General features: G+C 39.8%; 11 protein-coding genes, 1 pseudogene and 1 CRISPR repeat array. Of the genes and pseudogenes, 9 read left to right on the plus strand and 3 right to left on the minus strand.

Annotated elements, in window-relative coordinates:
* Nucleotides 1-66: 66 nt before the first annotated feature.
* The gene (locus tag ACE1TF_RS03625) at nt 67-1,467 is read right to left on the minus strand and encodes a sigma-54 interaction domain-containing protein (RefSeq protein ID WP_375014334.1); all 1,401 of its coding nucleotides are present in this window, start codon (nt 1,465-1,467) and stop codon (nt 67-69) included.
* Nucleotides 1,468-1,626: 159 nt separating this feature from the next.
* On the opposite strand from ACE1TF_RS03625, the gene ACE1TF_RS03630 reads away from it, so the two are divergent.
* Entirely contained in the window at nt 1,627-3,171 is a 1,545-nt protein-coding gene (locus ACE1TF_RS03630) for a class I adenylate-forming enzyme family protein (protein ID WP_375014336.1), read from the plus strand.
* A gap of 116 nt (nt 3,172-3,287) precedes the next feature.
* A CRISPR array of direct repeats spans nt 3,288-3,720; the repeat unit is 32 nt; unit sequence ATTTCAATCCACGCACCCATACAGGGTGCGAC.
* 264 nt (nt 3,721-3,984) lie between these two features.
* On the opposite strand, the gene ACE1TF_RS03635 is transcribed toward ACE1TF_RS03630, so the two are convergent.
* A complete protein-coding gene (locus ACE1TF_RS03635; protein ID WP_375014338.1) occupies nt 3,985-4,374 on the minus strand; it encodes a hypothetical protein in 390 nt (129 codons plus the stop codon).
* Nucleotides 4,375-4,607: 233 nt separating this feature from the next.
* Nucleotides 4,608-5,585 (minus strand): S-layer homology domain-containing protein, encoded by a 978-nt coding sequence (locus tag ACE1TF_RS03640; protein WP_375014340.1) that lies wholly within the window; start codon nt 5,583-5,585, stop codon nt 4,608-4,610.
* 262 nt (nt 5,586-5,847) lie between these two features.
* On the opposite strand from ACE1TF_RS03640, the gene ACE1TF_RS03645 reads away from it, so the two are divergent.
* The 8 genes and pseudogenes from ACE1TF_RS03645 to ACE1TF_RS03680 all read left to right on the plus strand — a co-directional run bounded on the left by ACE1TF_RS03645 (nt 5,848) and on the right by ACE1TF_RS03680 (nt 18,960).
* Entirely contained in the window at nt 5,848-7,440 is a 1,593-nt protein-coding gene (locus ACE1TF_RS03645) for a type I restriction-modification system subunit M (protein WP_375014342.1), read from the plus strand.
* On the plus strand, nt 7,430-8,635 hold the full coding sequence (locus tag ACE1TF_RS03650; RefSeq protein WP_375014344.1) for a restriction endonuclease subunit S: 1,206 nt from the start codon (nt 7,430-7,432) through the stop codon (nt 8,633-8,635). Before ACE1TF_RS03645 ends, ACE1TF_RS03650 begins: the two co-directional genes overlap by 11 nt.
* A gap of 15 nt (nt 8,636-8,650) precedes the next feature.
* Nucleotides 8,651-11,806 (plus strand): type I restriction endonuclease subunit R, encoded by a 3,156-nt coding sequence (locus tag ACE1TF_RS03655; protein WP_375014346.1) that lies wholly within the window; start codon nt 8,651-8,653, stop codon nt 11,804-11,806.
* A gap of 455 nt (nt 11,807-12,261) precedes the next feature.
* Nucleotides 12,262-12,948, plus strand: a complete 687-nt coding sequence (locus tag ACE1TF_RS03660; protein ID WP_375014348.1) for a hypothetical protein — start codon at nt 12,262-12,264, stop codon at nt 12,946-12,948.
* Nucleotides 12,949-13,118: 170 nt separating this feature from the next.
* A pseudogene (locus tag ACE1TF_RS03665) lies at nt 13,119-14,286 on the plus strand (IS256 family transposase).
* Between the two features lie 395 nt (nt 14,287-14,681).
* On the plus strand, nt 14,682-15,737 hold the full coding sequence (locus tag ACE1TF_RS03670) for an SIR2 family protein (protein ID WP_375014350.1): 1,056 nt from the start codon (nt 14,682-14,684) through the stop codon (nt 15,735-15,737).
* Nucleotides 15,737-17,473 (plus strand): ATP-binding protein, encoded by a 1,737-nt coding sequence (locus ACE1TF_RS03675; RefSeq protein WP_375014352.1) that lies wholly within the window; start codon nt 15,737-15,739, stop codon nt 17,471-17,473. The genes ACE1TF_RS03670 and ACE1TF_RS03675 overlap by 1 nt, the downstream gene beginning before the upstream one ends.
* 446 nt (nt 17,474-17,919) lie before the next feature.
* Complete coding sequence (locus ACE1TF_RS03680; RefSeq protein WP_375014354.1) at nt 17,920-18,960, plus strand: ParA family protein; 1,041 nt, start codon at nt 17,920-17,922, stop codon at nt 18,958-18,960.
* The last annotated feature ends 89 nt before the right edge of the window (nt 18,961-19,049 follow it).

The following is a 19,049-nucleotide window of genomic DNA, read 5'->3' on the forward strand; positions in this document are numbered from 1 at the left end:
TCACCCTCCTCATCTGTGTACACGAAGAAGATGCAAACATCGTGCCATAAGTAAACGCTTACAAAATTATTGTGAGGAAATATTTAATCGCTTCTTTTTTCGGACGAGTGTTGAGATGTCAATGTCTAACTGCTCGGCTGCTTCCTTTAATGTCCGGGCTTTTGCTAGTGTGTCAGCAATGTACGTTTGTTCAAACTGTGCGATCGCTTGTTTTAACGATGGAGGTTCGTTATTTTCATCAAAAAGCGAGATATCAAGCTTCTCACCCGTCGCTCCAGTCATTCCGTCGGGTAGAAGATCTTTCGTAATCGTCTGCGATTGGCACATATGGTACATGCGCTCGATCATGCTTTTTAACTCTCGTACATTTCCCGGCCAGGCGTAATGGAGCAACGCTTGAATTGTGCTAGAATCCATCCGCTTCACTAGAGAATACCGCTTTTCGAGCTGTTTGAGAAAAAAGAATAAAAGTGTGGATACATCGGCAATTCGCTCCCGTAATGGTGGAATTGTAATCGACAATACATTCAACCGATAAAATAAGTCGCTTCGATATTTCTTTGCGGCGATCAACGTGTCCATGTCGGCGTTCGTGGCCGAGATGACGCGAATGTTTACGGGTGTCGTTTTCGTATGGCCGATGCGCCGGACCGTCTGGTCTTGGAGCACATGCAATAGCTTTACTTGTTGGGGATGGGGCATATCGCCAACTTCATCAAGAAAGAGCGTTCCACCATTCGCCAATTCAACCAACCCAACTTTGTCGCTCGTTGCCCCACTAAACGCCCCTTTCACATAACCAAACAATTCCGATTCCAGCAGATGCTCAGGAATGGCCCCACAATTCACTTTCACAAATTGTCCGGTTCGTTCACTTTTTTCATGGATATATTGTGCGAGTATATCTTTTCCGACACCCGTTTCCCCTAGAATCATAATCGGGGCATCGTTCGGTGCAAAAGCGGAGGCGAGCTCAAGCGTCTCCTCCATTTCTTTGCTCGAATAGATGAGACCACCGCGTTGAAAAAATTGCTGTTCGTTCATTGCAGATTGTTTGTGACTGAGCTCAGACAGTTCTTTTTCCAACTGATTCAGCTTCGTAATGTCGCGAACATTGGAGATGATACAAAGAATCTCTCCGTTCTTGTTATACACCGGTGTGGACGTCAAAATCGCTTTTGATCCTCCGTAATAATCGATCACCGTGCTCTCTTGTCGGCCGGTTTTTAACGTTTTTCCTGCACTTGAAATCGGGATGATATCTTTTTCGACGAGTTCATCCACTGTATAATCGCGCAACGCATCAACAGGAATTTTTGAAATGGTAAGGAGTGACTCGTTAAACAGTAGTGCATGACCAGCGCGATCGCACACGTAAATGCCATCACTGGAAATGCTAATCACACTTGTGAACAGTGACATGATTTCATCATCGTGTTCGTACTGAAAATAGGGCGTTCGATACATGCTCATTCGCTCCTTTGTATGCAAATTTGCGCATTCAATATGCACATCTGCATATGCAAACCAATCAACCGTGGATATGTGCAGTGTATCATATTATCTGATAATTGGAACAAATATTGCACCATTTTCTAACAGTCAAATGAAAAAGGGGCAGATACGATGGATATTAACTATATGATTCGACATGGTCTAAAGCACCCGCAAAAAACGGCCGTCCAAGTTGAAGACGGGGAGCGTTGGACTTACGCACAATTAGATGAGAAAGCAAACCGGTACGGAAACCATTTGCGAAGTCTAGGGGTTAAGCAAGGGGATCGGGTCGGGATGCTTTTGACGAATAGCCTTGAGTATATAGGCCTTTATTTTGCCATTGCCCGTATCGGAGCGATTGCTGTCCGCCTAAACTTTCGACTAACAAGTCAGGAATATGCATATTTGTTCGACGATGCAGGCATGCACGTACTCATATTTAACGATGAGTTCACCTGTGTAGTTCAAGGGGCGGGGGCAAAGCACATCGACCATTACCTCTGCTTGTGCGCAGACGGGGAGCCCGTCCCGAGCTGGAGCCGTTCTTTTTCCGAATTGGAAGAGGGCAGCTGTGCACCTATTTCTACAGCGAGTATTCAGAGCACAGATCCAGTGATGCTCATGTACACATCCGGCACGACTGGTCGACCGAAAGGTGCCGTTTGGAGCCATGACAACACGTTATGGTTTTCAACCATTCAAGCATTGCGTTGGTCGCTCGATGGAACAGAAACAGCCATGACGACGGGACCGCTCTACCACGTCGGGGCAATGGAAGACCTTGCCTTGCCCGTCTTACTCAAAGGTGGGACTGTCTTAATTTCCAAAAGTAAAGGATTTTCCATTGAGCGCGTGATGGACGTAATTGACCGTGAGCAAGTGAGCGACATCTTTTTGTTTCCATTTATGATCTATGATTTGCTCCAACATCCATCGCTACACACGTACGAGCTCTCCTCCCTACGTCGGATCGTCACAGGTGGCGACCCTCTCGTTCCGTGGGCGATTGAGCAGATGGATCGTGTTTTGCCCGGAGCCGGTGTCATTCAAGTGTATGGATTAACTGAAGGTACGCCAATCGCGGTATGTCTCGATGCTAAAGTCGATCGCGACAAAATCCATACCGTCGGTCCTGCCATGCCCCTCGTTGAAATCAAAACCGTCCGTGATGACGGCGAAACGTGCGACATCGGGGAAGTCGGCGAAATCTGGATCAAAAGCCCAGTCGTATCCGCCTCTTATTGGAACAAACCTGAAGCCACCGCCGCCACCTTTGCCGACGGCTGGTGCAAAACCGGCGACCTCGGCATCTTTGATGCAGCCGGATACCTAGAAATTGCCGGCCGTAAAAAAGACATGATTCGAAGCGGTGGTGAGAACATCTATGCGAAAGAGATCGAAGACGTCATCATCCGTCATGAAGGAGTAAAAGACGTCGCCATTATCGGCATCCCCGATAAGAAGTTTATTGAGGCTGTTTGCGCCGTCATCGTTCCTAGCAAAAGCGCCCCATTACAAAAAGAAGACATCCTTGACTTGTGTACCGCCCAGCTTGCCCGTTTCAAAAAACCAAGAGAAATCATCTTCGTCGACGCATTGCCCCGCACCCCATCAGGGAAAGTACAGAAATACGTATTGCGAGACCAATACCGAGAAGGGACAATCGTTGAATAAGAAAACCGACGTGCCAGTGCACGTCGGTTTTCTTATTCCTCAACCCCGGTATACTTTGCGTCGCACCCATACAGGGTGCGACGCAAAGTATTTGATTGATGATCTATTTATACCACATTTCAATCCACGCACCCATACAGGGTGCGACTTGACACCCTACCGATCCTTGCGCTAACGAGCTATGCATTTCAATCCACACACCCATACAGGGTGCGACCAATAAGGGGCTGATCTAATTGGCGAAATATACATCATTTCAATCTACGCACCCATACAGGGTGCGACGCCAGCTCAAACATTCATTCGTACGGATACAGGCAGGATTTCAATCCACGCACCCATACAGGGTGCGACATTTTCAGCAGATCGTTAATGACCTCAAGTCGTATTTCAATCCACGCACCCATACAGGGTGCGACTTGGATTCCTGCTTCATTTTGATAGCAAGTTGTATTTCAATCCACGCACCCATACAGGGTGCGACAACGAAAACTACGAGATAATTGACGCCGAAGTCATTTCAATCCACGCACCCATACAGGGTGCGACTGCGAAATAAATGGTCTTCTGACCTATATTCGCTTATTTCTTCTTCTCATAATTACTCATTAACACTTTAAAGGCAATTTAAACCTAGTGCCATTACATATTTTCACACAATTGACCCGAATTTTGGTGCGGGTCCCCTAGGGATTTTATGTTCGCTTCGGGTTCGCACCTGACTTTTACCACTGATATAACGAAATTTCGACACAGTTCGACGACTTGTATTGAGATGAATCGTTAAGTCAGTATTCAACTATAAAAGCAATCTCAATTTTGCTCCTGGGCAATAGCAGGTGTAAAGAATTTACCCAACAAATAAATGATTGTATAGAATACAGTTGCGAGCACCAGATTATTTAGGATGAAGATCCAAGAATTGTTAATGAGCGCGATAAACGTACTCGTTAAAACACCTAAAACAATGGATAATACGAATAGAATACCGAATACTATTGCAAAGGTTCGGGTCTTAATTAGAAGATAAGTGACAGAATAGATAATTAATACAGGGGCAGAAATCGCAAGGTAAAGGGCAGCGAAACCAGATGACGCTACTTCAAGCATATTGCCTTGCATCGGACCTGTGGAAACGGCAAACAGAAATAAGGATAATACGAGCAATAAAGTAAGGATCGAACTAATCAGCACTCGCCACATGCGAAGCGTCCTCCCGTTATGAAACGCAATGTGGAAATCATTATATCAAATTTTCTGTCTAATAGAAAACCCACATACATGCGTATATGTGGGATTTCTATACGAGAAGTGAGTAAAAAATGAGCCAAATCCCCACATAAAAAGGATAAATTCCATCATAGAAACGTATACGATGGAATTTAGTCCCAGTGAAGAAGGATTTTCATGAAAATCCCCACATAAAAAGTGAAGAACTACTGGCGCCAATCAACGAGAGCTGAATGGGAAAAAACATCTCCATCACTAATGTACTCCCCGTCGTATTTCAAATAGTAGGTAGTGTCACTTGGCTCTTCGGGAAACAATGATGCTGGGTGCCGGTATTCATGAAGCATCGTGCTTGACAGATCAGCTGGATAAATCTTAAATTCACCATTTTCACGGTCGAGCTGGTCGGTACCGTTATACGGGGCATCCATGAGCTCCAGCTTGTCCCAATCCAACGTGCGCTTGGCACTTATGGAAAAGTGATCGCCCTCATCGACAGTCGCCCCCGATGTGGCCATTTCAATTCCGCTTACGGTATAGTTCTCATTAATGATCGCACGGTCAAGAAACATTGAAAGCTGGCTACGTGACAACGATTCTGTCGGACGGAAGTGCTGTCCGGGACCGACACCGAGGAAGCTCACATTCGTATGGAAAATCGCCTCGATGTTCGGCTGATGCACGTCAGACGCCTCGTCAAGATCAGCAAGCGATCCTTCAGTGTTACATCCGTACGCGTAAGTAAGTCCACCATTCACACAGTCACGCAACTCAAACGCCCGGTTCAATACCGACGCCATCTGCTGCCGGGAAATCGGTTCGCCTGCACTAAAGCGCGTGCCACCATCTTGGCCAACAAAAATGCCCGCCTCGTGCAACGCCACAGCCGCTTCATAATACTGACTATCCGCAGACAAATCCACAAATGGATTCTCTTGATGTGAAGCCTCTAGATCAAGGGCCCGGTACAGCATGTTCGCCACCTGCCCGCGGATGATCGTCTCATTCGGGCGGAACGTATTGTCCGAGTAGCCCGTAATAATGTCACGCTCCACATTTCGGTATGTAGAATCCGTATCATAAATCGAATCGTGGTCATCAAAATGAACCACCTCCGCCGACAAAGGCTCCGTCAGAACAAGCCCACCGACCATCAGCATGATTCCAGTCAACAATCGTTTCATCAAAACTCTCCCTTCGAAACTCGGAATCCGTGAAAATTGTAACACGAGGAAAAATATTTGTAATGTTAAGGTGACAGAAATTGTCAGGGTTCGGGGTAGAGTGGAGGGAGTGGTGGAAGTTGGCACTTCACCCTAAATCCTTCCTATATTATAATGAATTTGTACTGATACATAAGAAGGATGTTTTGAAGGTGTTTAGAACGAACAATTATTTTTGTTAAAATGAAGAAGTGTATAATACAACAATTGAAGTGAGGTAACTATGGCCCCTATACATAAGAAACTATTCAGCGCTGCCGATAATCTGCGCAGCAAGATGGATGCATCGGAATACAAAAACTACTTACTTGGATTGATTTTCTACAAATACTTATCAGATCGTCTACTAGAAAAAGTCGTTGAAGTGGCGGATGAAACGATTGAGGAGTACGAAACGCAAGCGAAGCAAGCAGAGTTATATCAATCGTTACTCGATGATGAAGATGTTCGTGAAGATTTAAAAGAAACACTCCACGACACGCTCGGATACGTGATGAAGCCGGAGTATTTGTTTAATGAACTGACGAATCAAGCGAAGCAAAACCTATTCCAACTGCATCATTTGGAAAATGGCTTTAGTGATCTGTCGTCCAACTACGATCAATTTAATGGGTTGTTTGATGACGTCGATTTACGTTCGAAAAAGCTAGGTTCTGACGATCAACAACGCAACATTACGATCACTGAAGTGTTGAAGAAACTGAACGACGTTGATGTGATTGGGCATAGTGGTGACGTGATTGGTGATGCGTATGAATACCTCATCGGTCAGTTTGCATCTGAAGCAGGAAAGAAAGCAGGCGAGTTCTATACGCCCCATGAAGTGTCACTCATGATGGCGCGAATTGCCGCGATTGGACAAGAAGATAAACGCTTATTCAGTGTGTATGACCCGACGATGGGATCAGGCTCGCTCATGTTAAACGTGCGTAACTATATCAACTATCCTGACAACGTGAAATACCACGGACAGGAGATGAACACGACGACGTTTAATTTGGCCAAAATGAACTTGCTCCTTCACGGTGTAAGCAATGAAGATATGAATTTGCGAAACGGCGATACACTAAACAAAGACTGGCCAACAGATGAGCCGTATACGTTCGACTCGGTATTAATGAACCCGCCGTATTCTGCAAAGTGGTCGGCAGCAGACACCTTTTTAGATGACTCCCGGTTTAACCGATTCGGAAAACTCGCACCGAAATCTAAAGCCGATTTCGCCTTTCTCTTACATGGTTTGTATCACTTGAAAAATTCAGGAACGATGGCGATCGTCTTGCCACACGGTGTGCTATTCCGCGGCGCAGCTGAAGGTGTGATTCGTAAGAAACTGCTCGGGGACGGAAGCATTGATGCAGTCATCGGGTTGCCAGCCAACTTATTCTTCGGGACAAGCATCCCTACAACCGTTATTATCTTAAAGAAAGACCGAGACAAGCGCGACGTCTTGTTTATTGATGCGAGTAAGACGTTTATAAAAGGCAAGAATCAAAATCAACTAGCCGAAGAGCATATTGACCAAATCGTTGAAACGTACCGCAAACGGGAAAGTGTAGACAAATATGCGCACCTTGCTACGTATGAAGAAATCGAGAGCAATGACTATAACTTAAACATCCCGCGTTACGTCGACACATTCGAAGAAGAAGACCCGGTGGACATGGCAAGTGTCGGCGTGACAATTAAGGATATCCGTAAAGAAAAAGCAGAACTCGAAAGCAACTTACAAGAAATGATTTCATCCCTACAGTTTGACGAGAAAGACGCAGAGTGGATGAAAGGCGCATTAGAGGTGTTCAATCGTGGAAAATAAGCGCGTGCCAGAAGTGCGGTTTGCGGAGTTTAGTGGGGAATGGGAACTATTAACATTAGGTGATATTGCGAATAAATTTGAATATGGTCTTAATGCAAGTGCTACAAATTATGATGGGAAAAATAGGTATATTAGAATAACGGATATTGATGATCATAGTCGTAATTTAATTAATAGTAATTTAACCTCCCCAAATACAAACCTGTCTGCATCTCAAAATTACTTACTAAACCAAGGTGATATTCTTATTGCAAGAACGGGAGCGAGTGTTGGGAAATCATATATTTATAATTCTAGTGATGGCATTGCTTATTTTGCAGGATTTTTGATTCGAATGAGATTGCTGAATAATTATCATCCATATTTTATTTTTCAGCATACACTTACTGAAAAGTATAGAACATACATTAATATAACTTCACAACGATCTGGTCAGCCAGGAGTTAATGCAAAAGAATATGCTAGCTTTTCATTGAGAGTGCCTATTCTCGATGAACAAATCCAAATCGGCAACTTCTTCAAACAATTAGACGAAACGATCGCTCTCCAACAACAAGAACTCGACACGTTAAAACAAACGAAACAAGGCTTCTTACAAAAGATGTTTCCAAAAGAAGGAGAGGCTGTACCGGAAGTTCGTTTTCCGGGGTTTAGTGGGGAGTGGGAAAGCCGAAACCTTGGTAGCATTGCAGAGTTTATCAATGGTAGGGCCTATAAACAAAAAGAGTTGCTAAGTGATGGGAAATATAAAGTGGTAAGAGTTGGAAATTTCTATACAAATAAATCTTGGTATTACTCAAATCTTGATCTTGATGATAAGTATTATGCTAATAACGGCGATTTATTGTATACATGGTCTGCATCATTTGGTCCCCATATTTGGTCCGGTGATAAAGTTATATATCATTATCATATTTGGAAGATCAATTTATCGAATAGTTTTCTTAAACATTTTGCTCTTCAACTACTAGAATATGATAAACAAAAGTTATTGAGTGATAAGAATGGATCAACAATGGTACATGTTACTAAGAAAGGTATGGAAGATAAGAAGGTTACGATACCAAATATTCAAGAACAAACTCAAATCGGTAACTTCTTCAAACAACTCGACGACACGATCGCTCTCCATGAGAAAGAACTCGAGACACTCAAAGAAACGAAAAAAGCTTTCCTACAAAAAATGTTTGTGTAAGAACGAGAGATAGAGGTGAACGAAGTGGCGCTAAAGGACGAAGCAGAGATAGAAAAACGATTAATTGAAGTGTTAGGCGAAGGGCATAATCAATGGAATTATCGTCCTGATCTGAAGTCTGAGGCTGATTTATGGGCAAATGTCCGAAAAATTATTACACAGAATAACTTATCTGAAATCGGGGAGAACCCGATTACGGATGAAGAGTTTGACCGCATAAAGGCAGATATTTTACTGCATACGCAAACACCGTTCGATGCGGCTCGGTTCCTTCGCGGTGAGAATGGCATTGCACGAGTGACGATTGAGCGGGACGATCGTTCACTCGGCTCTATGTCACTCGTGCTCTACTCGAACCATGACATTGGTGGTGGAATTTCTACGTATGAAGTCGTCCATCAAATTGCAAAACAAAGCGCAACGGTCGAGGGACGTGATCGTCGCTTTGACGTGACATTGCTCATTAACGGTTTGCCCATTGTTCAGATTGAGTTAAAGCAAGCGACAGCGAAGGACGGGATTTTTCAAGCATATAATCAGGTGAAGAAATACGCTGAGGAAGGCGTTTTTCGTCATAACATCTTTTCCACATTACAGTTGTTTGTCGTCTCCAATGAGCAGACGACGCGGTATTTCGCCAATGCGATGCCAAAAGATATGCATGCTAAATTCTTGTTCAGTTGGCGGACGACCGACAATCGAAAAGTGGAAGATCTCTATGAATTTGTGAAACAAGTCTTGAACATTCCGGATGCCCACCGCCTCATTGCCAATTACACGATTGTAAGTGAAGAAATTGATCACCGGGTGTTGATGGTGTTACACCCTTATCAAATTCATGCGATTGAAGCATTATTTACATCAGCAAACAAACATCAATCTGGTTATATTTGGCATGCAACCGGTTCGGGAAAAACGTTAACGAGTTTTGTATCAACGAAACTACTTGCAAGAAAACACGGCGTGGATCGGACGATTATGTTAATTGACCGAAAAGACTTGGACAACCAAACGACAACCGAATTTACGAAATTCGCTTCCGAATACAACACGGGTGACTCTTCTGGGAGTGGCAAAGCAAATAGTTTAATCGTTGGTACGGGCAGTTCCAAAGAACTGAGTCGGACACTACTTGCCGATGCGAACTCTAATACGATCATTATTACGACGCGCCAAAAGTTAGAAAGTGCGTTGAAATATGCAAAAAAGCAAGAAGAAAAAGACGGCAAGCAACGGTTTCAAAAGCTTCTCGGCCAGCATGTTGTGTTTGTCGTTGATGAATGCCATCGTGCGTTAAGTGCAGAGGGCATGGACTCCATCAAATCCTTTTTTCCGAATTCAACGTGGTTCGGATTTACAGGCACACCGATTTTTAATGTAAACAAAAAACAAGCAAAAGGTAGTTTGGCTCGTACAACACCTGACCAGTACGGCGATGTGCTACATACATACACGATAAAAAACGCATTGGATGACGGTGCGGTTTTAGGTTTTCAAGTCGAACATGAAGATACGATCGATAAGAGAACATTAAACGACAGCATATACGAACAACTTCGAAACGACACGAAGCATATGGGCAAGATGAACGAAGAAATTAATGCGCTCATTGATGATATGGATGGCATACAGAAAGAATCATACATTGATCCGCAAATTTATGAGGAAGACGCGCATATTCGTCTCGTGATTGAGAAGATTTTTCGACCAGACAATGCGTACACGAAGTTTGATTTCAAAAACGGTCGCCCCCAAAAGTCAGCAATCTTAACAACAAGTTCAATTGACATGGCGAAGCGCTACTATCATGCAATGAAAGAAATGGCCAAAGACCCGAATTGGATGGACAACGAAAAGCATCCATTGCGAAAAGGGCGAACGATTGATGACCCTGATTTTCCAAGAATCGCAATCACGTATTCCTTACAAGAGAATGAAGAGCACGCGAAAGAACAAGAAGATGAAATGAAAGAAATCATGCAAGAGTACAACGACTATTATGATACCGCCTGGTCGATCCAAGATCTTGACCGTTACAACGGGGACATTAACAATCGACTTGCACGTAAAAAAGCGGAGTTTAAGCAATTTGGAAAGCACCTCGATCTGGTCATCGTCGTCGATCGGTTATTGACTGGTTTTGATGCGCCGACGATCCAAACGTTGTTTGTCGACCGGAATCTAAGCTACGCCAATTTGATTCAAGCGTTTTCCAGAACCAATCGAACGTTCCCTGGGAAAACGAAGGGTTTCATTATGACGTTTCGAAAACCGTACACAATGGAACAAAACGTCGAAAACGCGACGAAACTGTATTCCAATCAACAGGAAGATACCCAGCTTGTGTATCCAACCTACGAGGAATCACTCAAACGATTCAAAAAAGCACACCGTATTCTCACAGACTCAGATTTTAATCTTGAAACGATCGACGAACATGCCCCCGTCGAAGATAAGGTGGAGTTTGTCAAAGCCTTTCAAGAATTAAACAACTCTTATGAGGCGTTAGTCACGTATGACGACTATAATGATGCGATGGAGAAATCAACAGCTCTCCAGGACCAAGTGTCCGTGATTCAAGAGACCGTCGGCGTCTACAACACGGTAAAAGGATCTTTACTCAACGAGAAAAACGAAGACGATGAAGAACAGCCTGACTTCTCATCCATTGAATTTTACGGGGAAAATGCCATCAAAGTATATGACATCGACTCTGCCTTTGTGGATCAACTACTCGGCAACTACTCCGCAAACGACCAAGACATCCGCCAAGAAATTGAAAAAGCATTGCAAAAACTAAACAAAAAAGAAATCGTCAAAGACGTCTACCGTTCCATCCTAAACGCGATGGACAACGAAAAAGTCGAAGCCGATGGCGACATCTTTTCCGTCAAACGCCAATACTTCACCGGAACGAGAGACAACCAAGTACAACAATTTGCCGACAACTGGTTCGTCGACGAGAAAGAACTGCATCTATCCTCCATTCAATACATTGCCGGCTCTGAAAAGATACCGAACATGAAAGGAATACTAGACAGCAAAGATTTTGACCAATACAAACAAGCCAACCCAGACGCAAAGCCATTAAAATACGGCCCAAGCTTAAAAAGAGAATGGGTTAAGCTGCTAGACGAAGTGGTTGTGCCGCTAGGGGATGAGTTGAGGTAGTTTTATTTTTCGATTATAAATTAGAGCTTCTCTCCAAGAATATAATAAAAATTGAGTGGAAATTATTTAATATTTGTCGAGGATATAGGATCTAATAATACCTATACCATAAGTGCGTGCTAACCTGCTAAGTATGATCAACACATATGAAGAATTAGCTCAAAATGCCTGCTTTCGTCTGCAATTTGTTCAAATTAGAAAGTATTTGTCCAAGGTAATCTCAAAACTAAATTGTAAAATTTTTTGCGAGATGCATAAATGTTGTAATCATTATCTTATCCTAAGGTCTTTAATTCTAGATTACAATGCTAGATAGAAGTAGTTTATCAAGATATACTTAAGTTATCAGTGGTTATTAGTGTGAAATAGATACATGTCATCTTAGTAGTTTAAAATATAATAATTTATATAGATTGATATGCTTAATAGAAATCTTTCAGGGGGGGGTATAAAGTATGCTTGATTATATTTACAAAAAGTATAAAATGCGTACATCAATCTGGCGTATCCTCCTGCGCAATATACCTAAGGGAAAATGGCGGAATTTGACCTTTATAGTTTCAGCAATCTTAGGAGCGGCTACAATTGTATTAGTAATTGTAAGTTTAATATACGGGATGCTCTTTATTATGGGCATTTTGATTACCGTGGTTATCTACTTTGCTTATCTTTTATTTGTTAAAAGTAAGATTGTAGGTAATGATATTTTTCGTGTTGAAAAAGAGAATTTCTTTAGTGAAGATCTTAGTAAAATAGGAATTGAAAGTAAAGAGGAGCTTGAGTTTTTGCGAAATTTAATTCATAAAACAGCAAACGATGTAAAACCAATCTCTATTATTAATTGGGGAGTACTTTATGCACTATTGACAGCAATTTTTATAAATTGTTTAACTTTTATTTATAATAACTTTGTTGAGTCTTTTGACGAAGCACTCTTAATTACAATATATTCCACAATAACTATAGTGTGTATTTTTATGTTGTTCCAAATTTACAAGCTTTTTTCTAATGAAATTTTTCTTTCTAGCTATCGTAGATATAAGCAATTAGAACGAGATTTGGAATTGTTTGAATTACAACAAATGATTAAAAATAGAAAAAAAGATAATTGCTTTATTAAAGATGAACTACACCAAAAATAAACAAATATTTACATTTTTTATAATTTTATTGTAAGTTTATGCTGTATGTTATGGCAGCCGTTGAGAGCGCAAGATATCTTGTGTAAATGAATGAAAAGCACGAAAAAAGGAAGCCCTTTTCGAGTAGAATTAAGTCACCACAACCCATTCACAGAAAAGAGGATTCCCTTATGACTGATTTTACTACAGATATTGCACAAGCTCTAGTTCGAAAAGAAGATTTAAACGAAGTGTTTCGTTCTCATTTAGAAAAAGCTGTAAACACCCTTTTAGTCACAGAGCTCACTGCTTTTTTGGACTACGAAAAATACGATCGTGTTGGGTTTGGATCTGGCAACTCGAGAAACGGGACATACACTCGTACGCTTCATACAGAGTTTGGTGACCTTCAAATCATGATTCCGAGAGATTGAAACGGCGACTTTCGCCAACAAACCGTCGCTCCTTACAAGCGATCGAATGAAACCCTTGAGTCGTTCGTCATGCATATGTATCAAAAAGGCGTCACGACCAGTGAAATCGCTGACCTGCTGGAGCGTATGTATGGCCATTATTACACGCCTCAAACCGTCTCAAACATGACCAAAACAAAGGAAACGCAAGTGAACGCATTTAAAGAGCGCCCGCTCTCGAAGAGGTATGTGTGCATCTATTTAGATGCCAGCTTTATTGCGGTTAAACGTGACACCGTTTCAAAAGAAGCGGTATGGTATATTTAATAATTGGCCTTCAAGAAGATGGCTCAAAAGAGGTATTGCCGTATACGATTGCGCCAACAGAATCCGCGTTTATTTGACAAAAAGTCCTTGAAGATCTGCGTGAACGTGGCGTTGAAGACGTTCTATTGTTTATTTCTGATGGGTTAAAAGGCATCAAAGATGCCATCCAACAGATTTATCCATCCGCACGTTATCAAGCGTGCTGCGTCCATCTTTCTCGTAATCTTGCCCATAAAGTAAGAGTCTCTGATCGTGCGGAAGTGTGCGAGGACTTCAAGCAAGTCTATCGTTCTTCGAGTCAGAAAGAAGGCCAAGAAGCCCTTGATACGTTCATAGCAAAATGGAAAAAAGCCTACCCTCGTGCGTTTAATCCACTGAAAAAAGAACGAGAATATTCCGAGATTATATGAATTTAATAAAGCGATTTGCCGAAACATCTACTCAATAAATCTCATTGAATCAATTAAAAGACAGCTAAAGAAGTGCAGTAAACGCAAAGAACAATTCCAAACTAGTCTTCCATTGAACGCTTTCTAGTAAGTCAATTTGAACCATACAAGAAAAATTCTCAACACGGTGCCATCCTGGATTTGATAAAGCCCGAGAAGGGTTATTGTAGATGTTTGACCAGCTAGAAGCTTCATAAGTGACTTACATAAGAAGAATAGGGCTTTCTATTTACACAATCTGCTTGACGCTCCCGACTTATATATATTAACAACTAATATATTTTACTAATTGTAAATATATGTTATAAAATATATAATAAACTAAAGGTTATGTATGATTTTTAAATTCAAATTTCTGATATTGAAATATTTAATCGCGTTCTCGCTATTATGATTAGACAATAATTTACTTATCCCAGTTTTATATGCTATTAGATATGAAGAAATTCACTTAATAAAGGGGCTGGGTATAAATAGCAAAATAAATACTTCTATTATGTAATGATAAACTTATAATAATTTTTAAATTATACATTTATACTTAAATCTGGAAATCGAGGTCAAAATGAAAATAGCAGCTTACATAGAAGAAGCAATCTCTGTAAATCCACTATTAGTAATTGGAAGTGGCTCATCATGCGGTGCTGGATTACCAGGAATGCATCAATTATCTAAGCACCTACAAGAAAATATTGTTGGTCATACTGGGGACGATTTAGCTATATGGAAAGAAATAAGTAGATCCTTGGATAAAGGTTTAGATTTAGAAACAGCATTACAATCAGTATCCGATATTTCTGTATCATTAACATCTTCAATTGTTGAACAAACCTGGGCTTGCATAGCAAAAGATGAAAAGCGTGCAATGATGAAAATTTCTATGGGGGAGGATATTTGTGGATTTGTTAAATACTTTAAAAAGTATTTGCACACTAAAAACAAAGTATTGAATGTCGTGACAACAAATTATGACCAGTTAGTTGAGTTTTCAGCATCAGTAGCTGGCTTACAATATTGGGATGGGTTTAATACAGGTTCGGTAGCTTATCCAAAACAATATAATGACTTTCAAGCTAGAGTAAAAGAAATTAAGAATAAACGAATAGATAAGATCTGCCACGTTAAAGTATACAAGCCCCATGGTTCGTTAAGTTGGTTTAAAACAAATCATGGACAGTTCGTTAATTTGTCAAACATAGGATACTCTGATTTACCTTTACTTCGAGAGAATAATATGAACCCAGCTATAGTAACACCAGGTATAGGAAAATACTTAGAGACCCATCAACAACCGTATAACAATATTATGGCAGAAATGACTAACTCTATCCAAGAAACAAAAAGTGTAATTTTCTATGGTTTCGGGTTTAATGACATCCATATTCAAGGATCATTTACTTCTTTGCTGGCGAATACATCTACTTTAAAAGTGATTTTATCTAAGAGTTTATCTGAATCATTTTTAAATCTAATTGAAGAAGGGGAAATTAGAAATTTTGTAGCAATTGAAGAAGCGAAGAATGGTAGCAGGATTGTAAGTGATGTTGTCGAGGAAAATTTTTTTGAGCGGAATATATGGAGTTTTAAAGAATTACTTAATAATGCATGGGGGGATTATTAATGGAACAGACAGTAGCTAATCTATTTGAGATACCGCATGAAATAAGTGTTGGGCAGGTCGTTAAAGTAGATAGTTATAGTGTTACAGTTAATATACCTGAAGAAGAAAGTTTAAAAGCCTTAAATGTTAATGGTTTTGTCCTCCTTCATACTTCTAATCCAAACGTTCGTTTAATAGGTAGAATTGATAGGGTTATAAGAATTGATGATCCTTTGATGCAGGATACAGATGATGAACTTAACATTAGAGTAAATAACTCAGCGATCATTAATGCTTTAGGTACTTTAGTAGGACCAGGTATGGAGCGACAATCGACACATTTTACAAGGGCTGTAGAAATTCTCCCAGAAATAGGAGCAGACTGCTTTTATCTTTCAGGAGAATATTTGTCTAATTTTACGTCACTTGTTTCCGAAGAAAATACTAAATCGGATAATCCATTAACATTAGGCAGTTATGCTATATCAGGTAATTCAAAAGCTATACTGGATGGTGATGCATTTTTTCAAAGACATGCGATGATTGTTGGTTCAACTGGGTCTGGGAAATCATTTACTGTAGCTAAAATAGTGGAACAAGCGGCTTCATTAAAAAATACAAATATGGTTATTTTTGATTTACACGGAGAGTATGCACCTCTAGCACAACATGACAAAATCAAAAAGTTTAGGGTTGCAGGTCCAGGAGATCTAAATAACCCAGATAGTGATGTTATATTCTTACCTTATTGGTTATTAGGGTATGAAGACATGCTTGCATTGGTTTTGGATAGAACAGACGAAAATGCTCCAAATCAGGCAATGATATTTTCTAGAACTGTGCTTGAAGCTAAGAAAACTTTATTAGAGGAACGTGACTTAATCAAAGAGTTTGATAGCTTCACTATCGACAGCCCCATACCTTATAAGATGAGTTATGTTGTTGATCGAATTGAAGAATTAAACAATGAAAGAGTGCCAGGTTCAAGAGGAACAGTTAATGGACCTTTCAAAGGGAAATTTGACCGATTTCTCCCAAGAATAAGCGCTAAATTGACTGATAAAAGATATGGCTTCTTGTTTAACCTAGATGAGGAAAAGCTGAAGGCTGAGTACCTTTCTGATTTAGTAAAAGAATTGATGAAACCTTCTGCTTCAGATGTGAGCGGCGTGAAAATAATAGATTTTTCAGAAGTACCTTCAGATATTTTGCCAATTGTAATTAGTATAGTCGCAAAAATTGTTTTTCAGGTACAGCAATGGACACCTTCAGAAAAAAGATATCCAATTTCATTATTATGTGATGAGGCTCATTTATATTTGCCAGCAAAACAATTAGCAGATGCTTCGGAGACTAGAGCTTTAACTCACTTTGAAAGAATAGCAAAAGAAGGTCGTAAATACGGTGTTAGTTTAACTATTATTAGCCAACGACCTTCAGAATTAAATACCACCATTATGAGTCAATGCAATAATGTAATTGCTTTAAGACTTTCAAATCAATCAGATAAAAATGCTGTAAGTAATCTATTACCTGAGAATCTAGGAGGTATAAGAGAAGTATTACCAACTTTAGGAGTTGGAGAAGGCATTGTTGTAGGTGATGCATGTTTATTGCCTTTTAGAATTAAAATTGATCAGCCAACACATAAACCGAAATCTAACAGTCTAAATTTCTGGACGACGTGGAAAGATGCTCAAATTGAAACAGATTTACAACAATCTGTTAAAAACCTCCAAAAACAAACGTTAGAGTGATATTATCTTGTATTATATTAAGTATCGCTTTTAATTAATCATCTGAAATTATCATAGATGTATCGTACCTTTAATTTTGAATAAAATTTAAAAACTGATTGCAATTATAATAAAGTAAATGGAAATTCGGTATCAAAATCTTAACACTGTCGCAATCAATGTGCGTCTTTATGATGTTGGTTCATTTGATTATAAGTTATTAAAGGTGTCAACACCAATTGTTAATATAGTTGACATATTGTATTCTTTTATCTGGAACGTTGCTGCGTTGTTTTTTAGTTTTTGTATTAACTAGTCACATACGCACTGTAGATAACTAATTAGTGAAACTATGGTGAGAAGTTAAGTAGAATATATTGCAAAAAAATATATTCTTAGAACATAAAAGAGGTAAAGCTCGAATAAATTATATGTTTAAAAATCTTAATATCCAGAGGTGGTATTTCATGAAGGTTATATCCTTATTTAATCATAAAGGTGGAGTTAGTAAGACTACAACTACTTTCAACTTAGCTTGGAAATTAGCTGAATTAGGTAAAAAGGTGTTAATGGTTGATTCAGACCCCCAATGTAATCTCACAGGGTTATGCCTTAATGTATCGGGTGTAGAAGACCTAAAAGATGTTTATGAAAATAACTTAGTCGATGATATTAAGAAATCATTAGCACCCGTTTTTGATGGTGGAATTAAAGAAATTCAACCAGCAAATTGTTTCCAAATTGAAGGGAGAGCAAATTTATTTTTGTTGCCTGGACATATTGAATTTTCACATTACGACGTTACGTTAAGTATTGCTCAAGAGCTCACTGGAAGCTTAAAGCTTCTAAAGAACATACCAGGTGCGATAAATGAGTTATTAAAAATTACTGGTGAAAAGTATGAATTAGACTACATTATAATTGACATGAGCCCTAGTGTCAGCGCTACAAATGCCAATTTGTTAATGCAGAGTGACTATTTTTTAGTTCCTTGCAGTCCTGATTATTTTTGCAATATGGCAATAAAATCATTAGTAGATATAATACCTAGTTGGTTTGATACATACGAGAACCTTAAAGGTCACCCAATATTTAAATCTGCTGAATATCAAATTTCTCAAAAAAATCCGAAATTTATAGGTACCATTTTTCAAAGGTATCGACCGAGAAAAGGTATGCCAGTAAAGTCCTTTCAGAACTGGATTGATTCAATTATGGTAAATGTTAATGATCAATTAGTTCCAGCTTTACAATCAAAAGCATTGATTGTTGATGAGACTAAGTTTTCATCGGTAGTAAATATAGCGGAACCTTATAATATAAGTAATATTCCAGACTTCAACAGTTTAATTGCTCAATCTCAAAAATATAATGTGCCAATATATGCTTTAAATGAAGATCAGTTACAGCAGCAGGGTAAAGTTAAGAATAATATGATTAAAAACAGAGATGAATTCAATCAAACATTTGAGATGCTTGCAAAAGATGTTATAAAAATTACTAGCTAAGATTTTTATTTATGTCCCTTATGTATAAAGACAATTCTCTCTATATACATGGGCGGTGAATTACTTCATAGAACGCGAAAATACAGTTA

The sequence above is a fragment of the Geomicrobium sp. JSM 1781026 genome (genome assembly GCF_041949955.1).
Classification (GTDB): domain Bacteria; phylum Bacillota; class Bacilli; order Bacillales; family Marinococcaceae; genus Geomicrobium_A.

Coding starts and splice junctions, on each gene's coding strand:
- ACE1TF_RS03625 (WP_375014334.1), bottom strand. CDS start 1,467: ATGTATCGAACGCCCTATTTTCAGTACGAACACGATGATGAAATCATG.
- ACE1TF_RS03630 (WP_375014336.1), top strand. CDS start 1,627: ATGGATATTAACTATATGATTCGACATGGTCTAAAGCACCCGCAAAAA.
- ACE1TF_RS03635 (WP_375014338.1), bottom strand. CDS start 4,374: ATGTGGCGAGTGCTGATTAGTTCGATCCTTACTTTATTGCTCGTATTA.
- ACE1TF_RS03640 (WP_375014340.1), bottom strand. CDS start 5,585: ATGAAACGATTGTTGACTGGAATCATGCTGATGGTCGGTGGGCTTGTT.
- ACE1TF_RS03645 (WP_375014342.1), top strand. CDS start 5,848: ATGGCCCCTATACATAAGAAACTATTCAGCGCTGCCGATAATCTGCGC.
- ACE1TF_RS03660 (WP_375014348.1), top strand. CDS start 12,262: ATGCTTGATTATATTTACAAAAAGTATAAAATGCGTACATCAATCTGG.
- ACE1TF_RS03670 (WP_375014350.1), top strand. CDS start 14,682: ATGAAAATAGCAGCTTACATAGAAGAAGCAATCTCTGTAAATCCACTA.
- ACE1TF_RS03675 (WP_375014352.1), top strand. CDS start 15,737: ATGGAACAGACAGTAGCTAATCTATTTGAGATACCGCATGAAATAAGT.
- ACE1TF_RS03680 (WP_375014354.1), top strand. CDS start 17,920: ATGAAGGTTATATCCTTATTTAATCATAAAGGTGGAGTTAGTAAGACT.